Source organism: Pseudomonas sp. ADAK2 (genome assembly GCF_012935755.1).
Taxonomy (GTDB): Bacteria; Pseudomonadota; Gammaproteobacteria; order Pseudomonadales; family Pseudomonadaceae; genus Aquipseudomonas.
The window spans coordinates 7,031,164-7,052,813 of the sequence record NZ_CP052862.1 but is presented as its reverse complement, the minus strand read 5'-3'; the positions used below and the strand labels follow the sequence as shown (position 1 = coordinate 7,052,813).

Sequence of the window (21,650 nt, the reverse complement as noted above, 5' to 3'; positions counted from 1 at the left end):
ATCGATATGTCAATGCGAGAGGCAGCAGAGGACGAAAATCGTAGGGGGATGATTTTCGACCGTGGGCTTTATGGCGATAGTACTTTTGGCGGAAATCAGTCGTTCGTGAACGGCAGCAATCGGCCCAGAGTGTGTAAAAACACCTCCGCGAACCCTTGCTATGATTTCTGAGGATTTCATCGCAGGGATTCCCATGAAGCGCTTCATCCAAGGTGAACATCGAGGCCAAGGCACCTTATTTCCCGAGAGCCTCGACGACTACGTCAGCGATACCAATCCGGTGCGTGTAGTCGACGTCTTCGTCGACGAACTGGACTTAGTCAATCTGGGTTTTGAAGGTGCCATTCCAGCCGATACTGGCCGGCCTGCTTACCACCCCGCGATCTTGTTGAAGATCTACATCTACGGCTATCTCAACCGCATCCAGTCGAGCCGACGTTTGGAGCGAGAAGCTCAACGCAATGTCGAGCTGATGTGGCTGACCGGGCGTTTGATGCCAGATTTCAAAACCATCGCCAACTTCCGAAAAGACAACAGCAAGGCCATTCGAGGCGTCTGTCGCCAGTTCGTTGTGCTCTGTCAGCAGTTGGGACTTTTCGGAGAAAATTTGGTCGCCATCGATGGCAGTAAATTCAAAGCAGTCAACAACCGCGACCGCAACTTCACCAGCGCCAAACTGAAACGGCGAATGGAAGAAATTGAATCGAGCATCAACCGTTATCTGACGGCACTCGATGCTGTTGATCGGCAAGAACCCACAGCCTCCGAGCCCAGCGCCGTGCGGCTGGAAGAGAAAATCGCCAAGCTCAAAACTCAAATGAAAGAGCTTCAAGCGATCGAAATCCAGCTCAACGAATCGCCGGATAAACAGGTCTCACTGACCGATCCGGACGCCCGCTCCATGATGACGCGCGGCACGGGAATCGTCGGCTACAACGTGCAAACAGCGGTCGATACCCAGAACCATTTGATCGTTGCTCATGAGGTCACCAACTTCGGTTCCGACCGCGATCAACTCAGCTCGATGGCGAAGCAGGCTCGCGATGCCATGGCGTCAGAAACGCTGGCGGTGGTAGCTGATCGAGGTTACTTCAAGAGTGAGGAAATCCTTGCCTGTCACGACGCGGACATCACTGCCTACGTGCCAAAGCCGATGACTTCAAGCGCCAAGGCGGATGGTCGATTCAACAAAGATGCTTTCGTTTATGACGCGACGAAAAACGAATACATCTGTCCGGCTGGAGAGGCGCTGCCCTGGCGCTTCTCCAGTATTGAGAAAGGCATGAATATGCACTGTTATTGGAGTTCGAAATGCCAAGGCTGCGGGCTGAAAACGCAGTGCACGCCGAGCAAAAATCGTCGAGTAAGGCGCTGGGAAAATGAAGCGGTGCTGGAGGAAATGCAGCGTCGGTTGAACGATGCACCGGACATGATGCGAATCCGAAAAAGGACAGTTGAGCATCCCTTCGGGACGCTCAAACAATGGATGGGCTCAACGCATTTCCTGACGCGCAAACTGGTCGGGGTAAGCGCGGAGATGAGTCTGAATGTACTCGCCTACAACATGAAGCGGGTTATGAACATCATCGGTACAGCAAGTTTGCTGAAGGCGATGGCGGCGTAAAGTCTCGGTTTTCTCTGCCCCAGAAGGCGCTAAACCGCTACATAACCGCTTTGGAACGTCAGTAATGCCCATCACGGAAAACGCTTGGGCAATCGCATCGCCCAGGAACGCCTGGTTTACGCACTCAAGATACGAAAGCGTTTTTACACACTCTGGGCCAGAAGCTGCCATTCACCTGTGCACAGAAATACACTCAACGTATCCTGCTGAAAAGGGAACATTGAAAAGGAGTTCGAATGAAAACTGATTGGCAACAAATTCGAGAAATGATGAACACTGTCATTGATAGCTGTGAGCAGATCGAAATGGCTGGATTCAATGAAGAACATCGCTCCGCGACCGTGGAAATCAAAGGCGTCGATTACTCCGTTCAGGAGTTTTTAATCAGTGCCTGGACGCTCCCGGAAAACATTCGTTACCAGATCATTCGTGAGCGTCATGAGGCTGGAAATGACCTTCCCTACGTTCCAGAAGCAGCCCGCATTCTTGTCTCAATGGCGCAGGCTTGTGCGGAATTGGTCGGAGCAGCCGACACGGCACCCGCTCAGAAAGCTATTGCAGGAATGAATCATTGGTACAAGGCCTACGCCGTACCGCATATGACTACAGCCATCAGGCTGGCAAAAAAAGAATCTGACGCTTAGATTCACAAGCAATCCCCCAGCGGAGACGGATCTGTCATCTCTAGTATGAACGTCTCCTAGGGGTCGATTTCAGCCCCTCGTGAGTGGCAGAAATCGGCCAAAAGCGGTCAGTGAAATACTTCCCATCAATCCTAGGGGCAGAAATCGGAACCTTTCCAAATCCGTCACTCCATGTGAGGGTTGGGAGGTTGCTCCCTACCAAGCATCAGTGTGCCGTTATACGACTACATACCAACCTCAAATTCGGGCTGATCTACATAGATGAATCAGGCTCAGCGGCGCGCTGAATTGAAAGCAATCAAGGATCAACAGGAAAATTCGGTGATGGAACCTTCCCCTCAATAGCCCTCGACCTGCCTGGCTATTAGTGTGAAATACTGTCCATAGGAGGCCGATATACCTCGTGATCCCCGCGCACCCATGGGGTGCGCCAGCCTCAATGCAGGATCGACGCCCTCAATACATCCAGCGCTCGTACCAAATGCAGTTTTAGGCAAAGGTTGCGAATTTCGCAATCTGGTAGTACCAATGCCACCACAGAACCGACTATCAAGGACAGCTACGAATGAAGGTTGACGAAAGCAAGCTATCAATTGCAAATCTAAGGGACATGCTGACTCGCGGAGATCTTGTAGCAAACCACGGATATCAACGCTCACCCGGTCTTTGGCCAAACGCGTCCCGAAGCTATTTTATCGATACTATTTTAGAAGGATATCCCTTCCCTAAAATTTATTTCCACGAGTATCTAGACAGGAAAACGAAGAAGGTAAGAACTGAAATTGTCGATGGACAGCAAAGAATTACCACTATTTATGATTTCCTAAATGATAAATTCGCTCTTGGCAAAAACTCCAACAACTACAACGGAGCCAGGTTCTCCGATCTTGACGAAGATACTCAAGACAAGTTCATCTTCTATACGGTATCCACTGATGTGATTCGAGACGCGGGGTACTCGGAAATACTTCAGATGTTCCGGAGAATGAACGCCTATACGCTTCCGCTTAATGCAGCGGAAAAGCGTCACTCTGAGTTCTTTGGTGAATTCAAGGATCTGATAACTAGAGCTTTAGACGATACCCAGCTGCTGTATGAATGGGGGATTTTTACGACTCGTCAAATTGTCAGAATGAATGACGCTGCGTTTATCGCAGACCTCGTACTAGCCATACAAGAGGGCATTACCAGCACTAGCGATGCAAAGCTTCATGCATTATATAAAAAATACGACCAAGCTTTTCCAGGGAGTGAACAGATAGAGGAGGACATCAGCCGAATTTTTGAAGTCATTGCCCAAGATCTGTCGGGAATTAGAGGGTCGTATCTCACAAAACCTCACGCTATCCACGCGTTATTCTGCGCCATCTACCACAACATGTTTGGTCTACCCGGATTTGAGCAGGCCACAGGACTCTCCCCAGTTGGTCGAGCTATAACCTGCCCGCCCGACCGAGCGATCGGAAACCTTCTAGAATTGGCCGCTGCCCACGAAAGTAAAGACATGTCTCGTTTCCCTGCATACGTTGAGGCAATGAGTAGCGGTACAAACCGAGAAAAACAACGGATGGAAAGAACCCTTTCTATGTGCAAGGCGCTCAGAGACGAGCTTTAATTGTCGGACGTTGAAAAATGGACTTGAATAGCATTTACTTCCGATTTGAGCTACAGATACATCGTTCCGAGAAACATTTTAAGGAGACGCTGATAGCAAACGATAACAACGATAAATCGAATAGACATTACCTTCTAGAGGGGATACTTTCCAGTGCGTGGCAAGCATATTGCTCCTTTGTAAGGCAAGTCACCATCTATTCATCTCTAGGGTGCAAAACGGCAAATGGTGTAACACATGCAGCATCAGTAGCACCTGCTATATGGCAGCGCGCATCGTACATAGCTCTGAGGGCAGCAAATGGTGCTGCCATTAAGCCAACAGATCTCAATTCACTTTTGATAAAAGAACCCACCTGGGGTGATAGCAGCAAAATATCAGATATTGTAAATGCGCTGAGCCCAGGTAATGGTGGCACTTTGAAAGGTTATTTGGCAGGTGGTTTAACTGGCCCAAAGCATTGCCAGCAAGTTAGGAATGCCTGTGCCCATCGAAATCATCAAACCAAAGCTGACTTAAAGACCCTGGCACCTTTTTACATCGCATCGGCAGTAGTCCATCCGACAGATGTGATGACTTGGAGAGATCCTCTGAGTCAAGAGTTCGCTTTTCTCTCTTGGACCGATGACATGAAAACCATCGCACAAGGCGCGGTGCGTTAATTTAGATAGATATTTGGGAATGGCTAAGCGTCCGCTTTTGGCCGTTTTCTGCCTGTCACGACGGGCCGCAAATGACCCGAAGCAACCGACAGTTTTGGAAGAACGGCGATCATAAGCAGACGTTCAAGCCAAACTGAAAATACCCGCTTCTCCAGTCTGTAGGTCGTACGCAACCAATGCCTCTTGAAAGGCGTCAGCGCCGCAAACAATTTCACCGTCACTGTTCCAGATGGCAGACCGACCCGCTGCTACATAGTTGTCGGCGGCGCCTATACAGTTGGCCATCATCACTGTCATGGAATGCTTTTTAGCAATCATCGGATAATGACTGTAAGCCGATGCAACTCCTCTCTCAGACTTGGCCACGCTTGCCAGATAAACCTGAGCGCCTGACTCTGCGGCTTGTTCGGCATGGCTGGATTGCAATGACTCGTAGCAGATGGCGGGTGCCAGGACAAAATTCGCCTGACTGATCACAAGCTTTTGGGTGCCCGGGGTGAAAAAAGGTAATTCGTCGGCGTGTAAAAGCTGCTTTGAATAGGTTGTGCGCTCCAGCCCTGGCTGGAAGGTAATCATACTGATCTCGGTGCCTTTGGTGCCCTTCGTTGGCGCACCCACCGCGATGAGCATGCCATATCGGTCGCTTAACGCCTGGAACTCGTCAAAACGGCTATCACTTGGATGCACTGCCAAGACGTCGGCCAGCCCGGGTTCGTAACCGGTAAGGGAAAGTTCGGGAAAGAGCAGCAGATTGGCACCTTGGCTTGCAGCCAAGTGGATGACATCAATGTGTCTGGCGATGTTTTTTTCAACTTCGCCCGGTACAGCGAGGATTTGCGCAGCGATTAGCTTCATTTCCCGTCTCGCGTCCATGTGTTGGGTTAGCTTCGCGAGTGACTGAACCGGTGCTCAGCCCCTGCCTGAAAGTCAATGTATGCTGCACGAACGTTGGTAATTTGCAAAGTGCGGGGGCGCGTTTACCCGCAGTCGACATGATCCATACTTGAATCAATAACCCCCCTCTCAACCAACGTTTCCACCCCAAACAGCCCACATCCCACCACCTGCTATATTCACCCCACCCCGCTCACGCGGCTCAAAACATCGCATCAAAGGGAAGTCATGCCTGAATTTCTCGCAGCCCTCCTGAACGCGTTATCCCTCATGGATACCTCAGCGCCAAAGGAAGGCCAATCCACATGGACCCAACGCCATCGGAAACTGATCAACATTCTTTTCATCCTGTGCATGATCCCCTTCTGCGCGGTGGGTTTGGTGTTTTTGATCCAATGGCTGAGCAACTTGGGGCCGGTGGCGCAGAAAGTGGCGATGGGCGTGGGCGCGATCCAGTTGATTGGCTTATTGGTATTGCTAGGTCGCCGAAGCAAAGGTTAGCCGCTCTTGCCCTGTACGACGGCGCATTGCTCGCAGAAGCGATAGTCGCCCATCCTGGAAACGTCGACGCCGCGCTGCTGGCCTATGAACAGGAACTGTTCCCTCGCAGTGCAGAGACGGCGGCGGAAACGGACAAGAACCTGAAGTTGTTTTTCAACGAGACTGCGCCGCAGGGCCTGGTTGATTTGTTCACTCAATACTTACCGCGCCAGTGACTGTTTTCACCTTGTAGCAGCTGGCGAAGCCTGCGTTCGGCGGCGAAGCCGTCGTGAAATCAGGCAACGCGTTGCATCAGAAAGATCGCGCGCTCAGGTATGACGACTGCTTCGCAGCCGGACGCAGGCTTCGCCAGCGGCTACAAAGTGCGTGTTCGTCTGAGACGTTCTTCGCTGATCGCACGCTTCATCGCGTCAGTTCCGGCGGGTGTCTTATGGGGTCGTGCAATCCTAAACGCATACAGGGTCACCGACTACGCGCAGCGTAAAACACGCCATGGCCATCATGAACCAGATTTAAAACCCGCAGTCTTAGACCTGCCCTGACATGCGCTCGCCCACTCACACGGCAAAACGCAGCCTCAGCCCCTGGTCGTCTTTTATCCGAGCCGCTCGCCCCATGCGCCAAACCGTCGTGTCCTTTCGCGTTGTTTCGCTCTGTCTTTTTCCTTTGTTCTCCTTGTTCGCCACGCCCGCCCACGCCAGTGAAGAACGGCAACTGGTGTCGGACATCAACGACTACCGTGCCCACCCCCGCCGCTGCTCGGTGCGTCCGACCCAGGCGTTGACGCCGTTGGCGCTGAAGTCGAACCTGGCCTTGCCGATCGGTTATGGCGGCGCGTTGCGCGAGGGGTTGAAGCAGAACGGCTATCAAGCGGTGACCGTGCGCACCATCCGCCTGGTCGGTGCGCAAGATGCCGAAGATGCTTTCGATATGCTGCAGAGCAATTATTGCGGGGCGCTGCTCGATGCGCAGTACGCCGACATCGGCATCAGCCGCGCCCGCAGCGAATGGCAAGTGGTGCTGGCGCGGCCGTTGCTCGACAGTCGGATGGGCGATAGTCGGGCGGCGAGCAAGACCTTGCTGGCCGAGGTCAACGCCGCCCGGGCCAAACCGCGAATGTGTGGTCGCCAGCGCTTCGCCGCCGCCCGGCCACTGAGCTGGAACGCGGCGTTGGGCGCCGCCGCGCAAGGTCACAGCAAGGCCATGGCCTACGGTAATTATCTCGCGCACCAGGACGCCGACGGCGAAACGCCGTCGGACCGCGCCAGGGCCGCCGGTTACCGTGGCCGGCAGATTGGCGAAAACATCGCTGCCGGCCAGGGTTCGCCGAGCAAGGCGATGGCCGGTTGGCTGGCCAGTCCCGGGCATTGCGCCAACCTGATGAACCCGATGTTTACCCAGGTCGGCGCTGCTTTTGCTACGGATGCGCGCAGCGATGAAGGTGTGTATTGGACGATGCTGTTCGGGGCGAAGTGAGTGGCGAAGCGTCTACAGAACCGCAATGGATTTAGGTAGAGTGAGGGCCTTGCGCAACGCCTGCACACGGGGGTTTTCAATGATCAGTCTTTCAGTCCTGGCCAGTCGCAGCCGATGACTCAGCCCGCCGCGAATCTGCCCGCCACCGCCCCTGGCCGACTCACCCCCCGTGAACGCCGTGGGCTGTTGGCGATTCTGGTGTCGATTGCCCTGGCGGTGCTCGACACCGCCATCGCCAACACCGCGTTGCCGAGCATTGCCGCGGATTTGCAGGCCTCGCCCGCCGCGTCGGTGTGGATCATCAACGCCTATCAACTGGCGGCCGTGGCCACGTTGCTGCCGTTTGCCGCGCTGGGCGGGATCATCGGTCATCGCAAAGTGTTCCTCGGCGGGATCATTCTGTTTGTGGTGGCTTCGGCGTTGTGTGCGCTCGCATGGTCGTTGCCGACGCTGACTGTGGCCCGCGTTCTCCAAGGCGTCGGGGCCAGTGCGATCATGAGCGTCAACGCCGCGCTGATCGGCTTGATCTTCCCTCCGGAACGCCTCGGTCGCGGCCTGGGGTTGAACGCGCTGGTAGTCGGCACCTGCTTCGCCGCCGGCCCGACCATCGCCTCACTGGTGCTGTCGGTGGCTAATTGGCCGTGGCTGTTTGCGATCAACCTGCCCCTCGGTTTATTTGCCCTCGCCTTCGCCTGGAGTTCCTTGCCGACCAGCAAGCCTAGAGCCGTGGTGTTTGACCGCCTGACCGCTGTGCTCAACGTCATTGCGTTCGGTGCGCTGATCTTCTCTCTGAGCCAGGCGGCGCAGTTGGGCTCGATGAGCAGCGTGGTGATCGCCCTGGCGGTGTTCCTGATCGCCGGGGCGTTGATGTTGCGCCGCGAGGCTGGACACCCGACGCCGATGTTCCCGCTGGACCTGCTCAAGCGCCCGATGTTTGCCTTATCGGCACTGACCGCGTTCTGTTCATTCGCCACCCAAGGCTTGGCGTTCGTCTCGCTGCCCTTCTTCTTCGAAACCACCCTGGGGCGCGATCCGATCCAGACCGGTTTTCTAATGACGCCGTGGTCCATCGTCGTGGCCCTTATCGCACCGATGGCCGGACGCCTGTCCGACACCTACCCGCCGGGCCTGCTCGGCGGCATCGGCCTGGCCATCCTCAGCGCCGGCATGGTCTCCTTCGCCTTGCTGCCGAGCGACCCCAGCGCCACCGGAATCGTGATTCGCATGATCATCTGCGGCATCGGTTTCGGCTTCTTCCAGGCCCCCAACCAAAAAGCCCTGATGACCAGCGCCCCCCGGGAACGCGCCAGCGGCGCCAGCGGCACCATCGCCATGGCCCGGCTGATCGGCCAGGCGACCGGCGCGGCGTTGGTGGCGTTGAGTTTCGGGATTTCGGGGACTCATGGGCCGGTGCTGGCGTTGAGTATCGGGGCTGGGTTTGCGGCGGTGGGGAGTGTGGCGAGCGGGTTGCGGTTGGTAGCGCGCTGAGCGAGAGACTCAAGGGCATGACACCAAACCTGTGGCGAGGGAGCTTGCTCCCGCTGGGTTGCGAAGCGACCCCCAAAGAGGGACTGCTGCGCAGTCCAGCGGGAGCAAGCTCCCTCGCCACAGGTTATTCATCGTTTGTTCTGTTTTTGAACGGACTTAGCGCGCAGCCCACGCATTAAACCGCTCTTCCAGCTCCTCGCCATGGTCCACCCAGAACTCCGCATCCACTGCCCGGGCCTTGGCCATGTTGGCGTCGGCGGTGGGCAGTTGCTGTTGCACTTGCGGCGGTAGCAGGGCCAGGGCCTGGCGGTGGACCGGGCCGTAGGGGATGTTTTCCGAGAATACTTTCTGGGTTTGCGGCTGGCTGGCAAACGCGATGAAACGTTCGGCCAACGCTTTGTTAGGCGTGCCTTTGACCACGGCCCAGTATTCCGGGTCGTAGAGGCTTTGCGGCCAGACAATGCTCAGGTTCATGCCTTCTTTCTGGGCCGAGGCGATGCGGCCGTTGTAGGCGGCGCTCATGACCACGTCACCGGCAATCAACCATTGCGCCGGTTGCGCGCCGGCCTCCCACCACTGGATGTTCGACTTGATCTTGTCGAGCTTGGCAAAGGCGCGGCTCACGCCTTCGGGGGTGTTCAGGACTTTGTAGAGTTGGTCCGGCGCAACGCCATCGGCCAGCAGCGCGATTTCCAGGGTGTACTTGGCGCCTTTGCGCAGTCCGCGCTTGCCCGGGAAGTCGTTGACGTTCCAGAAATCCGCCCAGGAGGTCGGGGCCTTGGTCAGTTTGTTCTGGTCGTAGGCCATGACCATCGACCACACGTAGGTGGCGACGCCGCACTCGGTGAAGGTCCCCGGTACGTATTGGCTCTGGTCGCCAAAACTGGACGCGTCCAGTTTCTCGAACAAACCGGCATCGCAGCCGCGCAACAGTTCCGGGCTCTCGACCTCGACCACGTCCCAACTGGTGTGGCCGACATCGACCATGGCCTTGATCTTCGACAGCTCGCCGTTGTATTCGCCGGCGACGATGCGCCCGGCGCCGCTGGCGTTGAAGGGTTGGAAGTAGGCTTTGTTCTGGGCCTGCTTGGTGACGCCGCCAAAGGAAATGACGGTCAAATCCTGCGGTGCGGCGAACACGCCGGTGCACAACAGGGCCAGGGAAAAAGGGATGCACGTACGTAAGGTTAAAGACATGGAACGCTCCCACAGCTGTTTTTTAAAATTAGGGTAAAGCCGGGCAGTGCTGGCCAGAGACCAATAACAGTTCCATCGTGCTGGCCTCATGGGACCTACATCGTTCTGAGTAACGGCTTCCATCCGGGAACGCCGAACCACGCGGGGTGTGGCTCGATAGTGCGTCATCCCTCTACAGAGGAAAATTATTAAAAATATGCTTGGGAGCGATAAAAAAGCTCGTTAGCAGGTGATCCGACTGACGGTATTCGCCACCTCCCCGTCCCACCGAAACCCTTCTGCGACAAGCCTCCAAACATTCAAACCCTGGGTGAAACCGGGATTTTTTGCGTTTCGTTTTGATATGTTTATTTTCAATGTATTGATTAATGAAATATTACGTGTCATTTATAGCCACACCAACACCACCGCCAGCCCCGTTCGCTTGTAGCAGCTGCCGAGGTACGAGGCTGCGTTCGGCTGCGAAGCAGTCGCGAAATCAGACGGCGCGGTGTTTCAGGAAGACCGCGTTCTCAGGTTTACGACTGCTGCGCAGCCGAACGCAGCCTCGTACCTCGGCAGCTGCTACAGGCCGAACGCAGGCTTCGGCAGCTGGTACAGATCGTGTGGCAGCAGCAATACCCCCAACCGTCCCACCAAGGAGTCAACAATATGAACAAGACAGCACTTCTAGGCGCCCTGACCCTCTGCGCCGCGAGCTTCCTGGCCCACGCCGATGAAGACAGCCTGCGCATCGGGATCGAAGCCGCTTACCCGCCCTTCTCCTACAAGACCCCGCAAGGCAATGTCAGTGGTTTCGACTACGACATCGGCAACGCGCTGTGCGAGGAAATGAAGGTCAAGTGTGAGTGGGTGATCCAGGAATTCGACGGCATGATCCCGTCGCTGAAAGTGCGCAAGATCGATGCGGTGCTGTCGTCGATGTCGATCACTGAAGACCGGATGAAGTCGGTCGACTTCAGCAAAAAGTACTACCACACGCCGGGCAAGTTCGCGATGAAGGGTGGCAACGTGATCAACGATCCGCTGGTGGATCTCAAGGGCAAGAAAGTCGGGGTGCAACGGTCCTCGACCTATGACCGCTTCGCCACCGATCAACTGGAAAAAGCCGGGGTCAGCGTCGTGCGCTACGGGTCGCAGAATGAAGCGTTCCTCGACCTCGCCTCGGGTCGCCTCGACGCCACCCTCGCCGACATCGTCAACACCGATGAGAGCTTTATCAAGACCCCGGCGGGCAACGGTTTCGCCCTCGTCGGACCGGACATCAACGACCCGAGATACTTCGGTCGCGGCGCCGGGATCGCGGTGCGCAAGGGTGACAGCGTGAACACCGCACGCCTCAACACCGCGATTGACGCGATCCGCGCCAACGGCAAGTACCAGCAAGTCATGGCCAAGTACTTCGCGTTCGATATCTACGGCGAGTAACCCCTTACCTGTCACCCGGGCGCCCGTCTCCGGCAGGCGGCGCAGCGGTTTGTCTCGCGGTTTTTTTGAGGACTTCATCATGCTTCACGGCTACGGATCGAGCATTCTCGATGGCGCCTGGCTGACCATTAACCTGGCCCTGACCTCCATGGCCATGGCGATTGCCCTCGGCCTGATCGGTGCAGCCTTTCGCCTGTCGCCCCTGAAATGGCTGGCCATGCTCGGCGAAAGCTACACCACGCTGATTCGCGGGATTCCGGACCTGGTGCTGATCCTGCTGATCTTCTACGGCGGCCAGGACCTGGTGAACCGCATCGCCCTCGCGCTCGGTTACACCCACTACATCGACATCAATCCCTTCATCGCCGGCGTCTGCACCATGGGCTTCATTTTTGGTGCCTACCTCTCGGAAACCTTTCGCGGCGCGTTCATGGCGATCCCCAAAGGCCAGGCCGAGGCCGGCGCGGCGTATGGCATGACGGGCGCGCAAGTGTTCTGGCGAATCCTGGTGCCGCAGATGATCCGCTTCGCCATCCCGGGGTTTACCAACAACTGGCTGGTGCTGACCAAATCCACTGCGCTGATTTCGGTGATTGGCCTGCAGGACATGATGTTCAAAGCCAAGAACGCGGCGGATGCAACCCACGAGCCGTTCACCTTTTTTCTCGCAGTGGCGGCGCTGTACCTGATGCTCACCAGCGTGTCGTTGCTGGTGCTGCGCTATCTGGAAAAACACTATTCGGTCGGCATCAAAGCCGCCGAATTGTGATCGGGAGTTGCCCTCAATGCTCGACTACAACCTGATCTGGGACAACCTGCCGCTGTACTTCAACGGCGCCCTGTTAACCCTCAAAGTGCTGCTGATTTCCTTGGCGTTCGGCCTGGTGCTGGCGATCCCGCTGGCCCTGATGCGCGTGTCCCGCTCGCCGCTGATCAGCTTTCCGGCGTGGCTCTACACCTATGTGATTCGCGGCACGCCGATGCTGGTGCAATTGTTCTTGATCTATTACGGCCTGGCGCAGTTCGCCGCGGTGCGGGAAAGCGCGCTGTGGCCGTACCTGTCCAGCGCGACTTTCTGCGCTTGCCTGGCCTTCGCGATCAATACCAGCGCCTACAGCGCCGAACTGCTGGCCGGCAGCCTGAAGTCCACGGCCCACGGCGAGATCGAAGCCGCCAAGGCCATGGGCATGTCGCGCTTCACCTTGTACCGGCGAATCCTCCTGCCCTCGGCCTTGCGCCGGGCGCTGCCGCAGTACAGCAACGAAGTCTTGATGATGCTGCAAACCACCAGCCTGGCGTCGATTGTCACGCTGGTCGACATTACCGGCGCCGCACGAACCGTCAGTTCGCGGTTTTACCTGCCGTTCGAGGCGTTCATCACCGCCGGCCTGATCTACCTGGCCCTGACCTTCATTCTGGTGCGTCTGTTCAAGCTGGCCGAGCGCCGCTGGCTGGCGTACCTGGCACCGCGCAAGCACTAAGGAGCGTGTATGGAACACATTGAATATCTGTTGCCGTGGAGTGCTTCGGGCACGGAACGGCGCCTGTCGCTGTTTCGCTTTGGCAGTGGACCGCGCAAGGCGTACATCCAAGCGTCCCTGCATGCCGATGAGCTGCCGGGGATGCGCGTGGCGGTCGAGCTCAAGCGCCGCTTGCGGCTGCTGGAAGAACAAGGTCGGCTGAACGGCGTGATCGAACTGGTACCGATGGCTAATCCGATCGGCATCGGCCAGATGTTCCAGGCTACGCATCAGGGGCGTTTCGAGTTCAACAGCGGCAAGAATTTCAACCGCGACTTCCCGGAGCTGACCGAAGCCGTAGCAGCGTTGATGCAAGGTCAATTGGGCGACGACGCCAACATCAACACCGCGCTGATCCGTCGCGCCATGAGCGATGTCCTCGCCGATATGCCGCCCGCGACCTCGGAACTCGATGGCCTGCGTCGCCTGTTGCTGGAACACGCGTGTAACGCCGACGTGGTGCTAGACCTGCACTGCGACTTCGAGTCGATCATGCTGCTTTACGCCATGCCGCAAAACTGGCCGCGCCTGCGTTCATTGGCCGCTCGCCTCGGGGCCGGCGCCGCGCTGCTGGCCGAAGATGCCGGCGGCAGTGCCTTCGACGAAGCCTGCGCGTTTCCCTGGTTGCGCTTGGCCGAGCTGTTTCCCGAAGCCGCTATTCCATTGGCCTGCGCGGCCACCACCATCGAATTGCGCGGCATGGCCGACACCGAGCGCGAGCAGTGCGTCGACAGCGCCGAAGCCATTCTCGGTTACCTCGCCGAACAAGGCCTGATCAGCGGCGATTGGCCCGAAGCGCCGTTATTCTGCTGTGACGCCACGCCATTTGCCGGCGCGCAATACGCCTATGCGCCGCACCCCGGCGTGGTGAGTTTCCTGCAACCGTTGGGCGCGCGAGTCCGGGTTGGCGATCCGCTGTTCGAAGTGCTGGATCCGCTGACCGATCGCCACAGCATCGTGCGCGCCAGCACCGACGGCATCCTCTATGCCCGCGAGCGCCTGCGCTTTGCCCAACCCGGTTTGTGGCTGGCCAAAGTCGCCGGTACCCGCCTTATTCGCCAGGGTCGCTTGCTCAGCGACTGACGCCAGAAGAGTGAACAGCATGTACAAACTTGAAATCCAGAACCTGCACAAAAGCTACGGCGCCCACCAAGTGCTCAAGGGCGTTTCCCTGGAAGCGAAGGCCGGTGACGTGATCAGCATCATCGGCTCCAGCGGCTCCGGCAAAAGCACCTTTTTGCGCTGCATCAACCTGCTGGAGCAGCCGAACGCCGGCAACATCGTACTCAACGGCGAACCTTTGAAACTGGTGACCAACAAGCTCGGCGGGCTCAAGGCTGCCGAGCCGAAACAGTTGCAACGCATGCGTTCGCGGTTGTCGATGGTGTTCCAGCACTTCAACCTGTGGTCGCACATGAGCGCCCTGGAAAATGTCATGGAAGCCCCGGTGCACGTGCTCGGCATGGGCAAGAAAGAAGCGCGGGAAAAGGCTGAGCATTACTTGAATAAAGTCGGCGTCGCCCATCGCAAGGACGCGTGGCCGGCGCACATGTCCGGCGGCGAGCAGCAACGCGTGGCGATTGCCCGCGCACTGGCCATGGAACCGGAAGTGATGCTGTTCGACGAACCGACCTCGGCCCTCGACCCGGAACTGGTCGGCGAAGTGCTCAAAGTCATGCAGGACCTGGCGCTGGAAGGCCGGACCATGGTGGTCGTCACCCACGAAATGGGCTTCGCCCGCGAGGTCTCGAACCAATTGGTGTTCCTGCACAAGGGCCAGGTCGAGGAGCGTGGCGACCCGCGCGAAGTGTTGGTCAATCCGCAGTCCGAACGCCTGCAGCAGTTTCTGTCGGGGAGCTTGAAGTAATCCCGCAGGCGCTGCGCACCCACGGTTGGCTTCGGATACACTCCAGCCAACCTTATGCCCTCAGGAACTGTTGAGCCGCACATGCCGACCTCTTCGAAAAACACCACGGTCTATGCCGCGCCGGTCATGCGCAAACTGGCGGAAATCGTCGCCGAGTTGCCGCCGTCGCTGCGCAAGGTCGCGGACTTTATCCTGCGCCACCCCTTGCGCGCCGCGACGTTGACCATCGAGGAGATGGCCCACGAAACGTCCACTTCGCCCGCTGCGGTCAACCGCTTGGCCAAAGCCATGGACCTCGGTGGCTACACCGGGATGAAGGCCGAGCTGGTCGCGACCTTGCAGCAGATGGTGTCGCCGGTGGACAAGCTGCGCAACGAACTGGCCCATCGCACTGGCGGCGCATTTGGCCTGCACGAGCAAATCCACAGCGCCAGCAGCAACCTCGCCACAGCAGCGACCAACAACCACGCTGACACCTTCGAGGCCTTCGTCACCTGCCTGATCAATGCGCGCAAGATCTACATCCTCGGCTTTGGCAACAGCGTCTACTTCGCCGGCCTCGCCGCCTCGACCCTGATGCCGTTCTGCGCCGACGCCACGGCAATCAGCATGGAAGGCGGCAACGAAAACGCCGCGTACCGTTTGGCCGCGATCACCGATCAGGACGTGTTGCTGGCGATCTCTCTGCCGCGCTATTCCCTCGACACCCTGCAACTGGCGCGCTTCGCCAGCGAACGTGGCGCCACGGTGCTGGCGATCACCGACTCCCCCGCTTCGCCGCTGACCAGCATCGCCGAACACACATTGTTTGCCCCGGCCGATCATCCAGTGCTGACCAGCTCCAACATCGCCGTCCTCGCGTTGATCGAAGGTCTGGTCGCGGGGGTGATGGCGCGGAACAAGGAAGCGGTGAAACTGGCGACTGAGCTGACGGAAAGCGTGATGGCTTACCTGCATATTCCCAGCAGCGGCAAGGTGCCGAAAAAATGATGTTCACGTTGACGGCGAGTGCTGCCAGCTCTTGTAGACAAACTCGAGACTGTACCCATCTGGGTCGAACACATTGGCGGCGTAGTAGCGTGGGTCGTAATACAGCCGTACGCTGGGCGCGCCATTGTCGGTAGCGCCGGCCGCCATTGCCGCAGCATAGGCGGCGTCGACTTCAGCGGTGCTGTTGGCGACGAACCCGACATGCGCGGCTCGGCCCTCCACCCCCCCTTCGCGCAACCAGAAAAACACCCGTCCCTGCGCGCCGAAGCCCTTGAGGTCCGGGTGGCCCGGCGAGCAGGGCTTCGAATTCGTCGTTCAGGCCGCCGCCCAACTCCGTGCGGATCGCGCCGGGCGAGACGGCATTGGCGCGGATGCGCCGCTCGCCGAACTCCTTGGCCATGTAGCGGGTCAGCACGTCCAGGCCGCCCTTGAACGCGGCATACGGTGCGACGCCAGCGGTGGCCACGCGGGTGGTCGCGCTGGTCAGGTTGACGATGCTCGCGCCCTCCTCCATCAACGGCAACAGGGCCTGGGTCAGGAAGAACGGGCCTTTGAGGTGGACGCCCAGCAGGCTGTCGAATTGCGCCTCGGTGACGGTCGCGATCGGGTTGAACAGACCGTGTCCGGCGTTATTGACCAAGCCTTTCAGGGTCGTCGTTTGCCAGGTCGATTGCAGCGCCTGCTGCACCGATTCGACAAACCCGCCGAAGGAACCGACATTGCCCACGTCCAGTTCAAGCGCCGCTGCCTTGCCGCCGTCAGCATGGATACTTTCCACGACTGACTCGGCCGCCTGTCGTTTGCTCTGGTAGGTCAGGATGACGCCCATGCCGCGCCGGGCACATAGGCGGGCGGTGGCGGCGCCAATGCCGCGGCTGCCGCCGGTGATCAGGATAACGTTCATGTGCTGCTCCGCTGTGAATGAAGTGAGTCACCACGGTAGCGATTGACCTGCGGATGGGCGCAGCCGTTTCTACTCGAAACCTGCCTGTTTCTGCTTTTTGCTTGCGCCGTGAGTAGTCATGGGATCAGATGTCCCCCATGAACAATCAGCTGAATGAACTTAGATCCCTCGCCGCCAGGGCTGAAAACCGCCGCACCGAGACCGGTATTCCACGGGTGGCGATGGTCCAGGGTGCGATCCCGGAACACCTGCTGGCTGCGGTCTACGACCCGATGATCAACCTGATCCTGACGGGCAGTAAGTCGATGACCGTCGGCGACCAAACGTTGCGCTATGACCCGGCGACGTACTTCGTCATGTCCATCGAGCTGCCGGCGGTGGGCCAGGTGCATCCAGCGGCGACCGGCGAGCCGTACCTGGCCGTCAGCCTGACCCTCGACCCTACCGTGGTGGCGAACCTGCTGGCCGATCTGCCCCCGGCAGTCGACCGTCACGAACAGGGTTTTTCAATTGCGGCGGTCACGCCGGAGCTGATGGATGCGTGGGTGCGGATGCTGCGCTTGATGGACCGGCCTGCGGATATCGCGGCGTTGAGCCCGGTCTACGAGCGGGAGATTCTCTATCGGGTGTTGCAAGGTCCCCACGGTGGAATGCTGCGGGAAATCGCCGCGCCGGATTCGGCGATGACCCGCGTGAGCCTGGCTATCCAGTGGATCCGCCGCGACTTCGCCGAGCCATTGCGAGTGGACGCCTTGGCGCAGAAAGCGGCGATGAGCGTGTCGGCCTTCCACCGCCACTTTAAAGCCGTGACCAACTTCAGCCCCTTGCAGTATCAAAAACGCGTTCGCCTGCTGCATGCCCGCACGCTGCTGGTGGCCAGCGCCCACAGCGTCACCAGCGCCGCGTTCGACGTCGGTTATGAAAGCGCCACCCAGTTCAGTCGCGACTATGCTCGCGTATTCGGTTTGCCACCGGCGCGGGACGCGGCGCGGATCCTGGCGGATACCCGAGGCGCGCCCCGGTGAATATGGACACTCTCTGGAGGCATCGCATGAACGTTCCAAGCAAAATTCTGGCAAGCCTGTGCCTTATCGTGCCGAGCATGGCCAGCGCCGAGTCTCGGCCCGAGCACATGGTTTACCTGCGTTCGATCGCCCCGAGCATCGAGCAAGACATCCGCTACGCCACGGCCCACAACTTCACCGGCCACCCGCTCGACGGTTACGAGGCGCCCGAGTGCCTGTTGTCAGCGGACGCGGCCAAAGCCCTCGCCCGGGTGCAAACCGCGCTGCATGCGCAAGGCTACGGGTTGAAGGTCTTCGATTGTTATCGCCCTGCTCGTGCGGTGGCCGACATGGGCAATTTCGCCAAGGTCCCGGGCGATCCGACCAAAGCCGAGTTCTATCCGCGCGTGAACAAGCAGGACTTCTGGCGTTTGGGTTATGTGGCGCGGGTCTCTGGGCATTCCAAGGGCAGCACGGTGGACCTGACCCTGACCGGCCCCAGTGCCCTACCCGCCGACACCTGGACGCCCGCGGCCAAACAAGTCGATTGCACCGCCCCTTATGGTCAGCGCTGGCACGACGGCGCGCTGGACATGGGCACCGGTTTCGACTGTTTCGACGAACCGGCGCACACCGACAGCAGCGCGATCAATGCGACCGCCAACGCCAATCGCCAGCGACTGACCAGCGCCATGGCCAAAGAAGGGTTTGTCGGTTATTCGAAGGAGTGGTGGCACTTCACCTGGAACGGCAATCCAGCGTTGAACCAGGTGATGGATTTTCCGATTACCCCGCTGGAACTCAGCAGCAGTCATCAGTTAATCATCGTCACCACCAAAAACTGGACCGACATCCAGGGCACCGCCCAGCGCTATGAGCGCCACGGGCAGACCTTTGAAAAATCCGGCGCGCCGTTTGCGGTGGTGGTCGGTAAAAGCGGATTGGCGTGGGGCAAAGGATTGACCGTCGTTGAGCAACGCAACGGGCCGATCAAGCACGAGGGCGACGGCAAGGCCCCGGCCGGGATCTTCAAACTGGGCTCGGCTTTCGGCTACGACAACAGCGCCGATACCCGACTGCCTTACCTGCCGCTGACCCCGACCGTCGAATGCGTGGATGACAGCCAGTCCACACGCTACAACCAACTGGTTGACGGCGCGACGCTGGCCAAGGACTGGAACAGCTCCGAAACCATGCGCCGCGACGATGACATGTACCGCCGAGGTATTTTTATCGAGCACAACACCCCGGCGGCGGCCGGTTCAGGTTCGTGCATTTTCTTTCATATCTGGCGTGGCCCGACTGCGCCGACGCTGGGATGTACAGCCATGGATCCGGCGGACATTGCGCGGCTGTTCGCCTGGCTGGACCCGCGCCAGATGCCGCTGCTAGTGCAATTGCCGGAGGCGGAATATGCGCAGTTGCGTGAGCGTTGGGGGCTTCCGGAGCGGTGATCCGCAGGCCCCCTCGCCACAGAACTACCGGGTGCCAGGCACCAGATCGAGTATTTCTTCGATCCCCAAGCAATGGTTTTCCATCTCCAGGGTGCGACCGTTGGCCAATATGCCGTCCGCCATATCGCGCATCGCCAGGTACGCGCTGCGCAACATGTGATTGGCGTAGATCACCGCGTTAAACCCGGCTTTCTCCAACACCTCAAACCGCAGATGCGCGTAACTGGTGGGCACACAAATCAGCGGCACGTGCGCACATTGGCGGCGAAACAGCCGGGCAAATTCGAGGATTTCCAGGCCGTCCTTTTTGCGGCTGTGGATCATGATGCCGTCGGCGCCGGCCTCGACGTAGGCCATGCAACGGGTGATGGCGTCGTCCATGCCGCGGTCGAGAATCAGGCTTTCGCAGCGCGCAATAATCATCAGCCCCTGACTGTCGCGACTGGCACAGCCGGTACGAATCTTCTCGCAGAACTCGTCGATGGACTCTTGCTCCTGGCTGACGGCATTGCCAAACAACGAGTTCTTCTTCAGCCCGCATTTGTCTTCGATGACCACCGCCGAGACGCCTGCCCGTTCGAGCATTTTGATATGAATCGCAAAGTGCTCGGATTTGCCGCCGGTATCGGCATCGAATATCAACGGCATCGAGCACACATCAAAAATCTCGCGAATGCCGTGCAAGCGGTTACTGGGAGACAGAATCTCGATATCCGGCAAACCGCGCTGGGTCGAGTCCGTCAGCGAACTCGACCAAATGGCGTCGTAGGTCACGCTTTGCCCTGGGCTCACTTCAAGTTTGGCGCGCTGTGCCAGTAAGGCGGAGATCGGGCTATGGGCTTCAAGTACGCGCAGGCAACGCTTGCTCTCGAACAGCGCTGCCAGGTGACTTCGGCGGGTTTCAGTATCCTTCATGAAAATCCAGCTCCTTTTTTTATTGTCAGGCGAGCGACTGCGCAGCGGTTACGGGTGGGTCATGTCCAGGGGCACAACGTAGCGGTCGAAATCCGCCGTGGACACCAGGCCCAGCTGTTCGGCCACCTCGCGCAACGACTTGCCCTGGTGATGGGCAGTCTTGGCGATGACCGCCGCTTTGTCGTAGCCGATGTGCCGGTTGAGCGCGGTGACCAACATCAGGTTTTTCTCGAGGTTGTCGTTGATCTTTTGAAGGTTCGGCTCGATACCGACGGCGCAGTTATCGTTGAAGGCCCGGCACGCGTCCGCCAACAAGGTGATGCTCTCCAACACGTTGTGCACCATCACCGGCTTATAGACATTGAGCTGGAAGTTGCCCTGGCTGCCGGCAAAGGCCACCGTCGCATCGTTGCCGAAGACTTGAGTACAGACCATGGTCAGGGCCTCGCACTGGGTCGGGTTGACCTTGCCCGGCATGATCGACGAACCCGGTTCGTTCTCCGGAATATCGATTTCGCCAATACCGCATCGAGGCCCGCTGGCCAACCAGCGCACATCGTTGGCGATCTTGAGCAAGGCCATGGCCAGCGTGCGGATCGCAGCAGAGGTGTTCACCAATGCATCGTGGGCCGACAGAGCAAAGAACTTGTTGGCGCAGGACTTGAACGGGTAACCGGTCAACTCGGCAATGGCCTGCGCGCACTCGTCACCAAACGCCGGATGGGCGTTCAGGCCGGTGCCGACTGCCGTGCCGCCAATGGCCAGGTCGTACAGGCCGGTCAGGTTGTGCTTGATCGACGCCAACGCATAATCGATCTGCTCGACCCAGCCACCAATCTCCTGCCCCAGGGTGATCGGCGTCGCGTCCTGCAAGTGGGTGCGCCCGACTTTCACCACTTCGCAAAACTGCAGCGATTTTTCGGCCAGGGTGTCGCGCAAACGGGAGACGTCCGGCAGCAGCGTTTCGAAGACCTCGCTGACCACCGCCATGTACATCGCGGTCGGAAAGGTGTCGTTTGACGATTGCCCGCGATTGACATGGTCGTTGGGGTGCACGGGCGACTTGCTGCCCATCACCCCGTCCAGCATCTCGATGGCGCGGTTGGAAATGACCTCGTTGGCATTCATGTTGGACTGGGTGCCGGAGCCGGTCTGGAACACCACCAGAGGGAAGTGTTGGTCCAGTTGCCCGGCAATCACTTCCTCCGCGGCCGCGACAATCGGCAACGCGATGGACTCGGGCAATTCACCCAGTTTCAGATTGGCCAGCGCCGCGGATTTTTTCAAAATCCCCATCGCCTTGATCATCGGCGTGCCCCATTGAAAACGGGCGCGACCAATCGGGAAATTGACGATGGAACGTTCGGTTTGAGCGCCCCAATATTTGTCGGAAGGCACCTCGATGGTACCCATTGAATCGGATTCGACACGCATGATGAATTCCCTGTGGAAAGCCGCTGACGGCGG

General features: G+C 58.6%; 21 protein-coding genes. 15 read left to right on the top strand and 6 right to left on the bottom strand.

The genetic code is table 11. The features are described 5' to 3' along the window. Window positions 1-193: 193 nt before the first annotated feature. The 4 genes from HKK52_RS32185 to HKK52_RS32170 all read left to right on the top strand — a co-directional run bounded on the left by HKK52_RS32185 (window position 194) and on the right by HKK52_RS32170 (window position 4,545). Window positions 194-1,624, top strand: a complete 1,431-nt coding sequence (locus HKK52_RS32185; protein ID WP_169374100.1) for an IS1182 family transposase — start codon at window positions 194-196, stop codon at window positions 1,622-1,624. 236 nt (window positions 1,625-1,860) lie between these two features. Further along, window positions 1,861-2,268, top strand: a complete 408-nt coding sequence (locus tag HKK52_RS32180; RefSeq protein WP_169374099.1) for a hypothetical protein — start codon at window positions 1,861-1,863, stop codon at window positions 2,266-2,268. Window positions 2,269-2,833: 565 nt separating this feature from the next. After that, complete coding sequence (locus HKK52_RS32175; RefSeq protein ID WP_169374098.1) at window positions 2,834-3,883, top strand: DUF262 domain-containing protein; 1,050 nt, start codon at window positions 2,834-2,836, stop codon at window positions 3,881-3,883. A gap of 17 nt (window positions 3,884-3,900) precedes the next feature. Next, complete coding sequence (locus tag HKK52_RS32170; RefSeq protein ID WP_169374097.1) at window positions 3,901-4,545, top strand: hypothetical protein; 645 nt, start codon at window positions 3,901-3,903, stop codon at window positions 4,543-4,545. A 123-nt stretch (window positions 4,546-4,668) separates the two neighbouring features. Here HKK52_RS32170 and HKK52_RS32165 read toward each other — a convergent pair whose 3' ends face one another. Further along, complete coding sequence (locus tag HKK52_RS32165; protein WP_178117473.1) at window positions 4,669-5,400, bottom strand: carbon-nitrogen hydrolase family protein; 732 nt, start codon at window positions 5,398-5,400, stop codon at window positions 4,669-4,671. Between the two features lie 344 nt (window positions 5,401-5,744). Between HKK52_RS32165 and HKK52_RS32160 the strand changes: the two genes are divergently transcribed. The 3 genes from HKK52_RS32160 to HKK52_RS32150 all read left to right on the top strand — a co-directional run bounded on the left by HKK52_RS32160 (window position 5,745) and on the right by HKK52_RS32150 (window position 8,904). Further along, complete coding sequence (locus HKK52_RS32160) at window positions 5,745-6,155, top strand: hypothetical protein (RefSeq protein WP_169374095.1); 411 nt, start codon at window positions 5,745-5,747, stop codon at window positions 6,153-6,155. A 400-nt stretch (window positions 6,156-6,555) separates the two neighbouring features. Further along, on the top strand, window positions 6,556-7,416 hold the full coding sequence (locus tag HKK52_RS32155) for a CAP domain-containing protein (RefSeq protein WP_169374094.1): 861 nt from the start codon (window positions 6,556-6,558) through the stop codon (window positions 7,414-7,416). 183 nt (window positions 7,417-7,599) lie between these two features. Beyond that, window positions 7,600-8,904, top strand: coding sequence for an MFS transporter (locus HKK52_RS32150; protein WP_237150819.1), 1,305 nt, complete (start codon window positions 7,600-7,602; stop codon window positions 8,902-8,904). 156 nt (window positions 8,905-9,060) lie between these two features. On the opposite strand, the gene HKK52_RS32145 is transcribed toward HKK52_RS32150, so the two are convergent. Further along, entirely contained in the window at window positions 9,061-10,101 is a 1,041-nt protein-coding gene (locus HKK52_RS32145; RefSeq protein ID WP_169374092.1) for an ABC transporter substrate-binding protein, read from the bottom strand. Window positions 10,102-10,752: 651 nt separating this feature from the next. On the opposite strand from HKK52_RS32145, the gene HKK52_RS32140 reads away from it, so the two are divergent. The 6 genes from HKK52_RS32140 to HKK52_RS32115 all read left to right on the top strand — a co-directional run bounded on the left by HKK52_RS32140 (window position 10,753) and on the right by HKK52_RS32115 (window position 15,906). Next, on the top strand, window positions 10,753-11,529 hold the full coding sequence (locus HKK52_RS32140) for an ABC transporter substrate-binding protein (protein WP_169374091.1): 777 nt from the start codon (window positions 10,753-10,755) through the stop codon (window positions 11,527-11,529). A 79-nt stretch (window positions 11,530-11,608) separates the two neighbouring features. Further along, on the top strand, window positions 11,609-12,298 hold the full coding sequence (locus tag HKK52_RS32135; protein WP_149659861.1) for an ABC transporter permease: 690 nt from the start codon (window positions 11,609-11,611) through the stop codon (window positions 12,296-12,298). Between the two features lie 16 nt (window positions 12,299-12,314). Then, complete coding sequence (locus HKK52_RS32130) at window positions 12,315-13,010, top strand: ABC transporter permease (RefSeq protein ID WP_169374090.1); 696 nt, start codon at window positions 12,315-12,317, stop codon at window positions 13,008-13,010. Window positions 13,011-13,019: 9 nt separating this feature from the next. Beyond that, a complete protein-coding gene (locus HKK52_RS32125; RefSeq protein WP_169374089.1) occupies window positions 13,020-14,132 on the top strand; it encodes a succinylglutamate desuccinylase/aspartoacylase family protein in 1,113 nt (370 codons plus the stop codon). Between the two features lie 19 nt (window positions 14,133-14,151). Continuing rightward, entirely contained in the window at window positions 14,152-14,916 is a 765-nt protein-coding gene (locus HKK52_RS32120; RefSeq protein WP_169374088.1) for an ABC transporter ATP-binding protein, read from the top strand. 81 nt (window positions 14,917-14,997) lie between these two features. Then, window positions 14,998-15,906, top strand: coding sequence for a MurR/RpiR family transcriptional regulator (locus HKK52_RS32115; RefSeq protein WP_169374087.1), 909 nt, complete (start codon window positions 14,998-15,000; stop codon window positions 15,904-15,906). Between the two features lie 3 nt (window positions 15,907-15,909). Here HKK52_RS32115 and HKK52_RS32110 read toward each other — a convergent pair whose 3' ends face one another. Further along, complete coding sequence (locus HKK52_RS32110) at window positions 15,910-16,128, bottom strand: VOC family protein (protein ID WP_442962275.1); 219 nt, start codon at window positions 16,126-16,128, stop codon at window positions 15,910-15,912. Then, complete coding sequence (locus HKK52_RS32105; protein WP_169374085.1) at window positions 16,079-16,810, bottom strand: SDR family NAD(P)-dependent oxidoreductase; 732 nt, start codon at window positions 16,808-16,810, stop codon at window positions 16,079-16,081. Before HKK52_RS32105 ends, HKK52_RS32110 begins: the two co-directional genes overlap by 50 nt. A gap of 137 nt (window positions 16,811-16,947) precedes the next feature. Between HKK52_RS32105 and HKK52_RS32100 the strand changes: the two genes are divergently transcribed. Both HKK52_RS32100 and HKK52_RS32095 read left to right on the top strand, forming a co-directional pair. Further along, complete coding sequence (locus HKK52_RS32100; protein WP_169374084.1) at window positions 16,948-17,835, top strand: AraC family transcriptional regulator; 888 nt, start codon at window positions 16,948-16,950, stop codon at window positions 17,833-17,835. A gap of 26 nt (window positions 17,836-17,861) precedes the next feature. After that, entirely contained in the window at window positions 17,862-19,268 is a 1,407-nt protein-coding gene (locus HKK52_RS32095; protein WP_169374083.1) for a M15 family metallopeptidase, read from the top strand. Between the two features lie 24 nt (window positions 19,269-19,292). Here HKK52_RS32095 and aepX read toward each other — a convergent pair whose 3' ends face one another. Beyond that, a complete protein-coding gene (gene aepX, locus HKK52_RS32090) occupies window positions 19,293-20,183 on the bottom strand; it encodes a phosphoenolpyruvate mutase (RefSeq protein ID WP_169374082.1) in 891 nt (296 codons plus the stop codon). Between the two features lie 48 nt (window positions 20,184-20,231). After that, the gene (gene fumC, locus HKK52_RS32085; protein WP_237150818.1) at window positions 20,232-21,620 is read right to left on the bottom strand and encodes a class II fumarate hydratase; all 1,389 of its coding nucleotides are present in this window, start codon (window positions 21,618-21,620) and stop codon (window positions 20,232-20,234) included. Between the last annotated feature and the right edge of the window lie 30 nt (window positions 21,621-21,650).

Bases quoted from the DNA above. Each gene is read 5' to 3' on its own strand.
- HKK52_RS32155 (WP_169374094.1), top strand. From the start codon at position 6,556: ATGCGCCAAACCGTCGTGTCCTTTCGCGTTGTTTCGCTCTGTCTTTTT.
- aepX (WP_169374082.1), bottom strand. From the start codon at position 20,183: ATGAAGGATACTGAAACCCGCCGAAGTCACCTGGCAGCGCTGTTCGAG.
- HKK52_RS32160 (WP_169374095.1), top strand. From the start codon at position 5,745: ATGGACCCAACGCCATCGGAAACTGATCAACATTCTTTTCATCCTGTG.
- HKK52_RS32180 (WP_169374099.1), top strand. From the start codon at position 1,861: ATGAAAACTGATTGGCAACAAATTCGAGAAATGATGAACACTGTCATT.
- HKK52_RS32130 (WP_169374090.1), top strand. From the start codon at position 12,315: ATGCTCGACTACAACCTGATCTGGGACAACCTGCCGCTGTACTTCAAC.
- HKK52_RS32185 (WP_169374100.1), top strand. From the start codon at position 194: ATGAAGCGCTTCATCCAAGGTGAACATCGAGGCCAAGGCACCTTATTT.
- HKK52_RS32145 (WP_169374092.1), bottom strand. From the start codon at position 10,101: ATGTCTTTAACCTTACGTACGTGCATCCCTTTTTCCCTGGCCCTGTTG.
- HKK52_RS32115 (WP_169374087.1), top strand. From the start codon at position 14,998: ATGCCGACCTCTTCGAAAAACACCACGGTCTATGCCGCGCCGGTCATG.
- HKK52_RS32175 (WP_169374098.1), top strand. From the start codon at position 2,834: ATGAAGGTTGACGAAAGCAAGCTATCAATTGCAAATCTAAGGGACATG.
- HKK52_RS32100 (WP_169374084.1), top strand. From the start codon at position 16,948: ATGAACAATCAGCTGAATGAACTTAGATCCCTCGCCGCCAGGGCTGAA.
- HKK52_RS32165 (WP_178117473.1), bottom strand. From the start codon at position 5,400: ATGAAGCTAATCGCTGCGCAAATCCTCGCTGTACCGGGCGAAGTTGAA.
- HKK52_RS32095 (WP_169374083.1), top strand. From the start codon at position 17,862: ATGAACGTTCCAAGCAAAATTCTGGCAAGCCTGTGCCTTATCGTGCCG.
- HKK52_RS32105 (WP_169374085.1), bottom strand. From the start codon at position 16,810: ATGAACGTTATCCTGATCACCGGCGGCAGCCGCGGCATTGGCGCCGCC.
- HKK52_RS32120 (WP_169374088.1), top strand. From the start codon at position 14,152: ATGTACAAACTTGAAATCCAGAACCTGCACAAAAGCTACGGCGCCCAC.
- HKK52_RS32135 (WP_149659861.1), top strand. From the start codon at position 11,609: ATGCTTCACGGCTACGGATCGAGCATTCTCGATGGCGCCTGGCTGACC.
- HKK52_RS32125 (WP_169374089.1), top strand. From the start codon at position 13,020: ATGGAACACATTGAATATCTGTTGCCGTGGAGTGCTTCGGGCACGGAA.
- HKK52_RS32140 (WP_169374091.1), top strand. From the start codon at position 10,753: ATGAACAAGACAGCACTTCTAGGCGCCCTGACCCTCTGCGCCGCGAGC.
- HKK52_RS32170 (WP_169374097.1), top strand. From the start codon at position 3,901: ATGGACTTGAATAGCATTTACTTCCGATTTGAGCTACAGATACATCGT.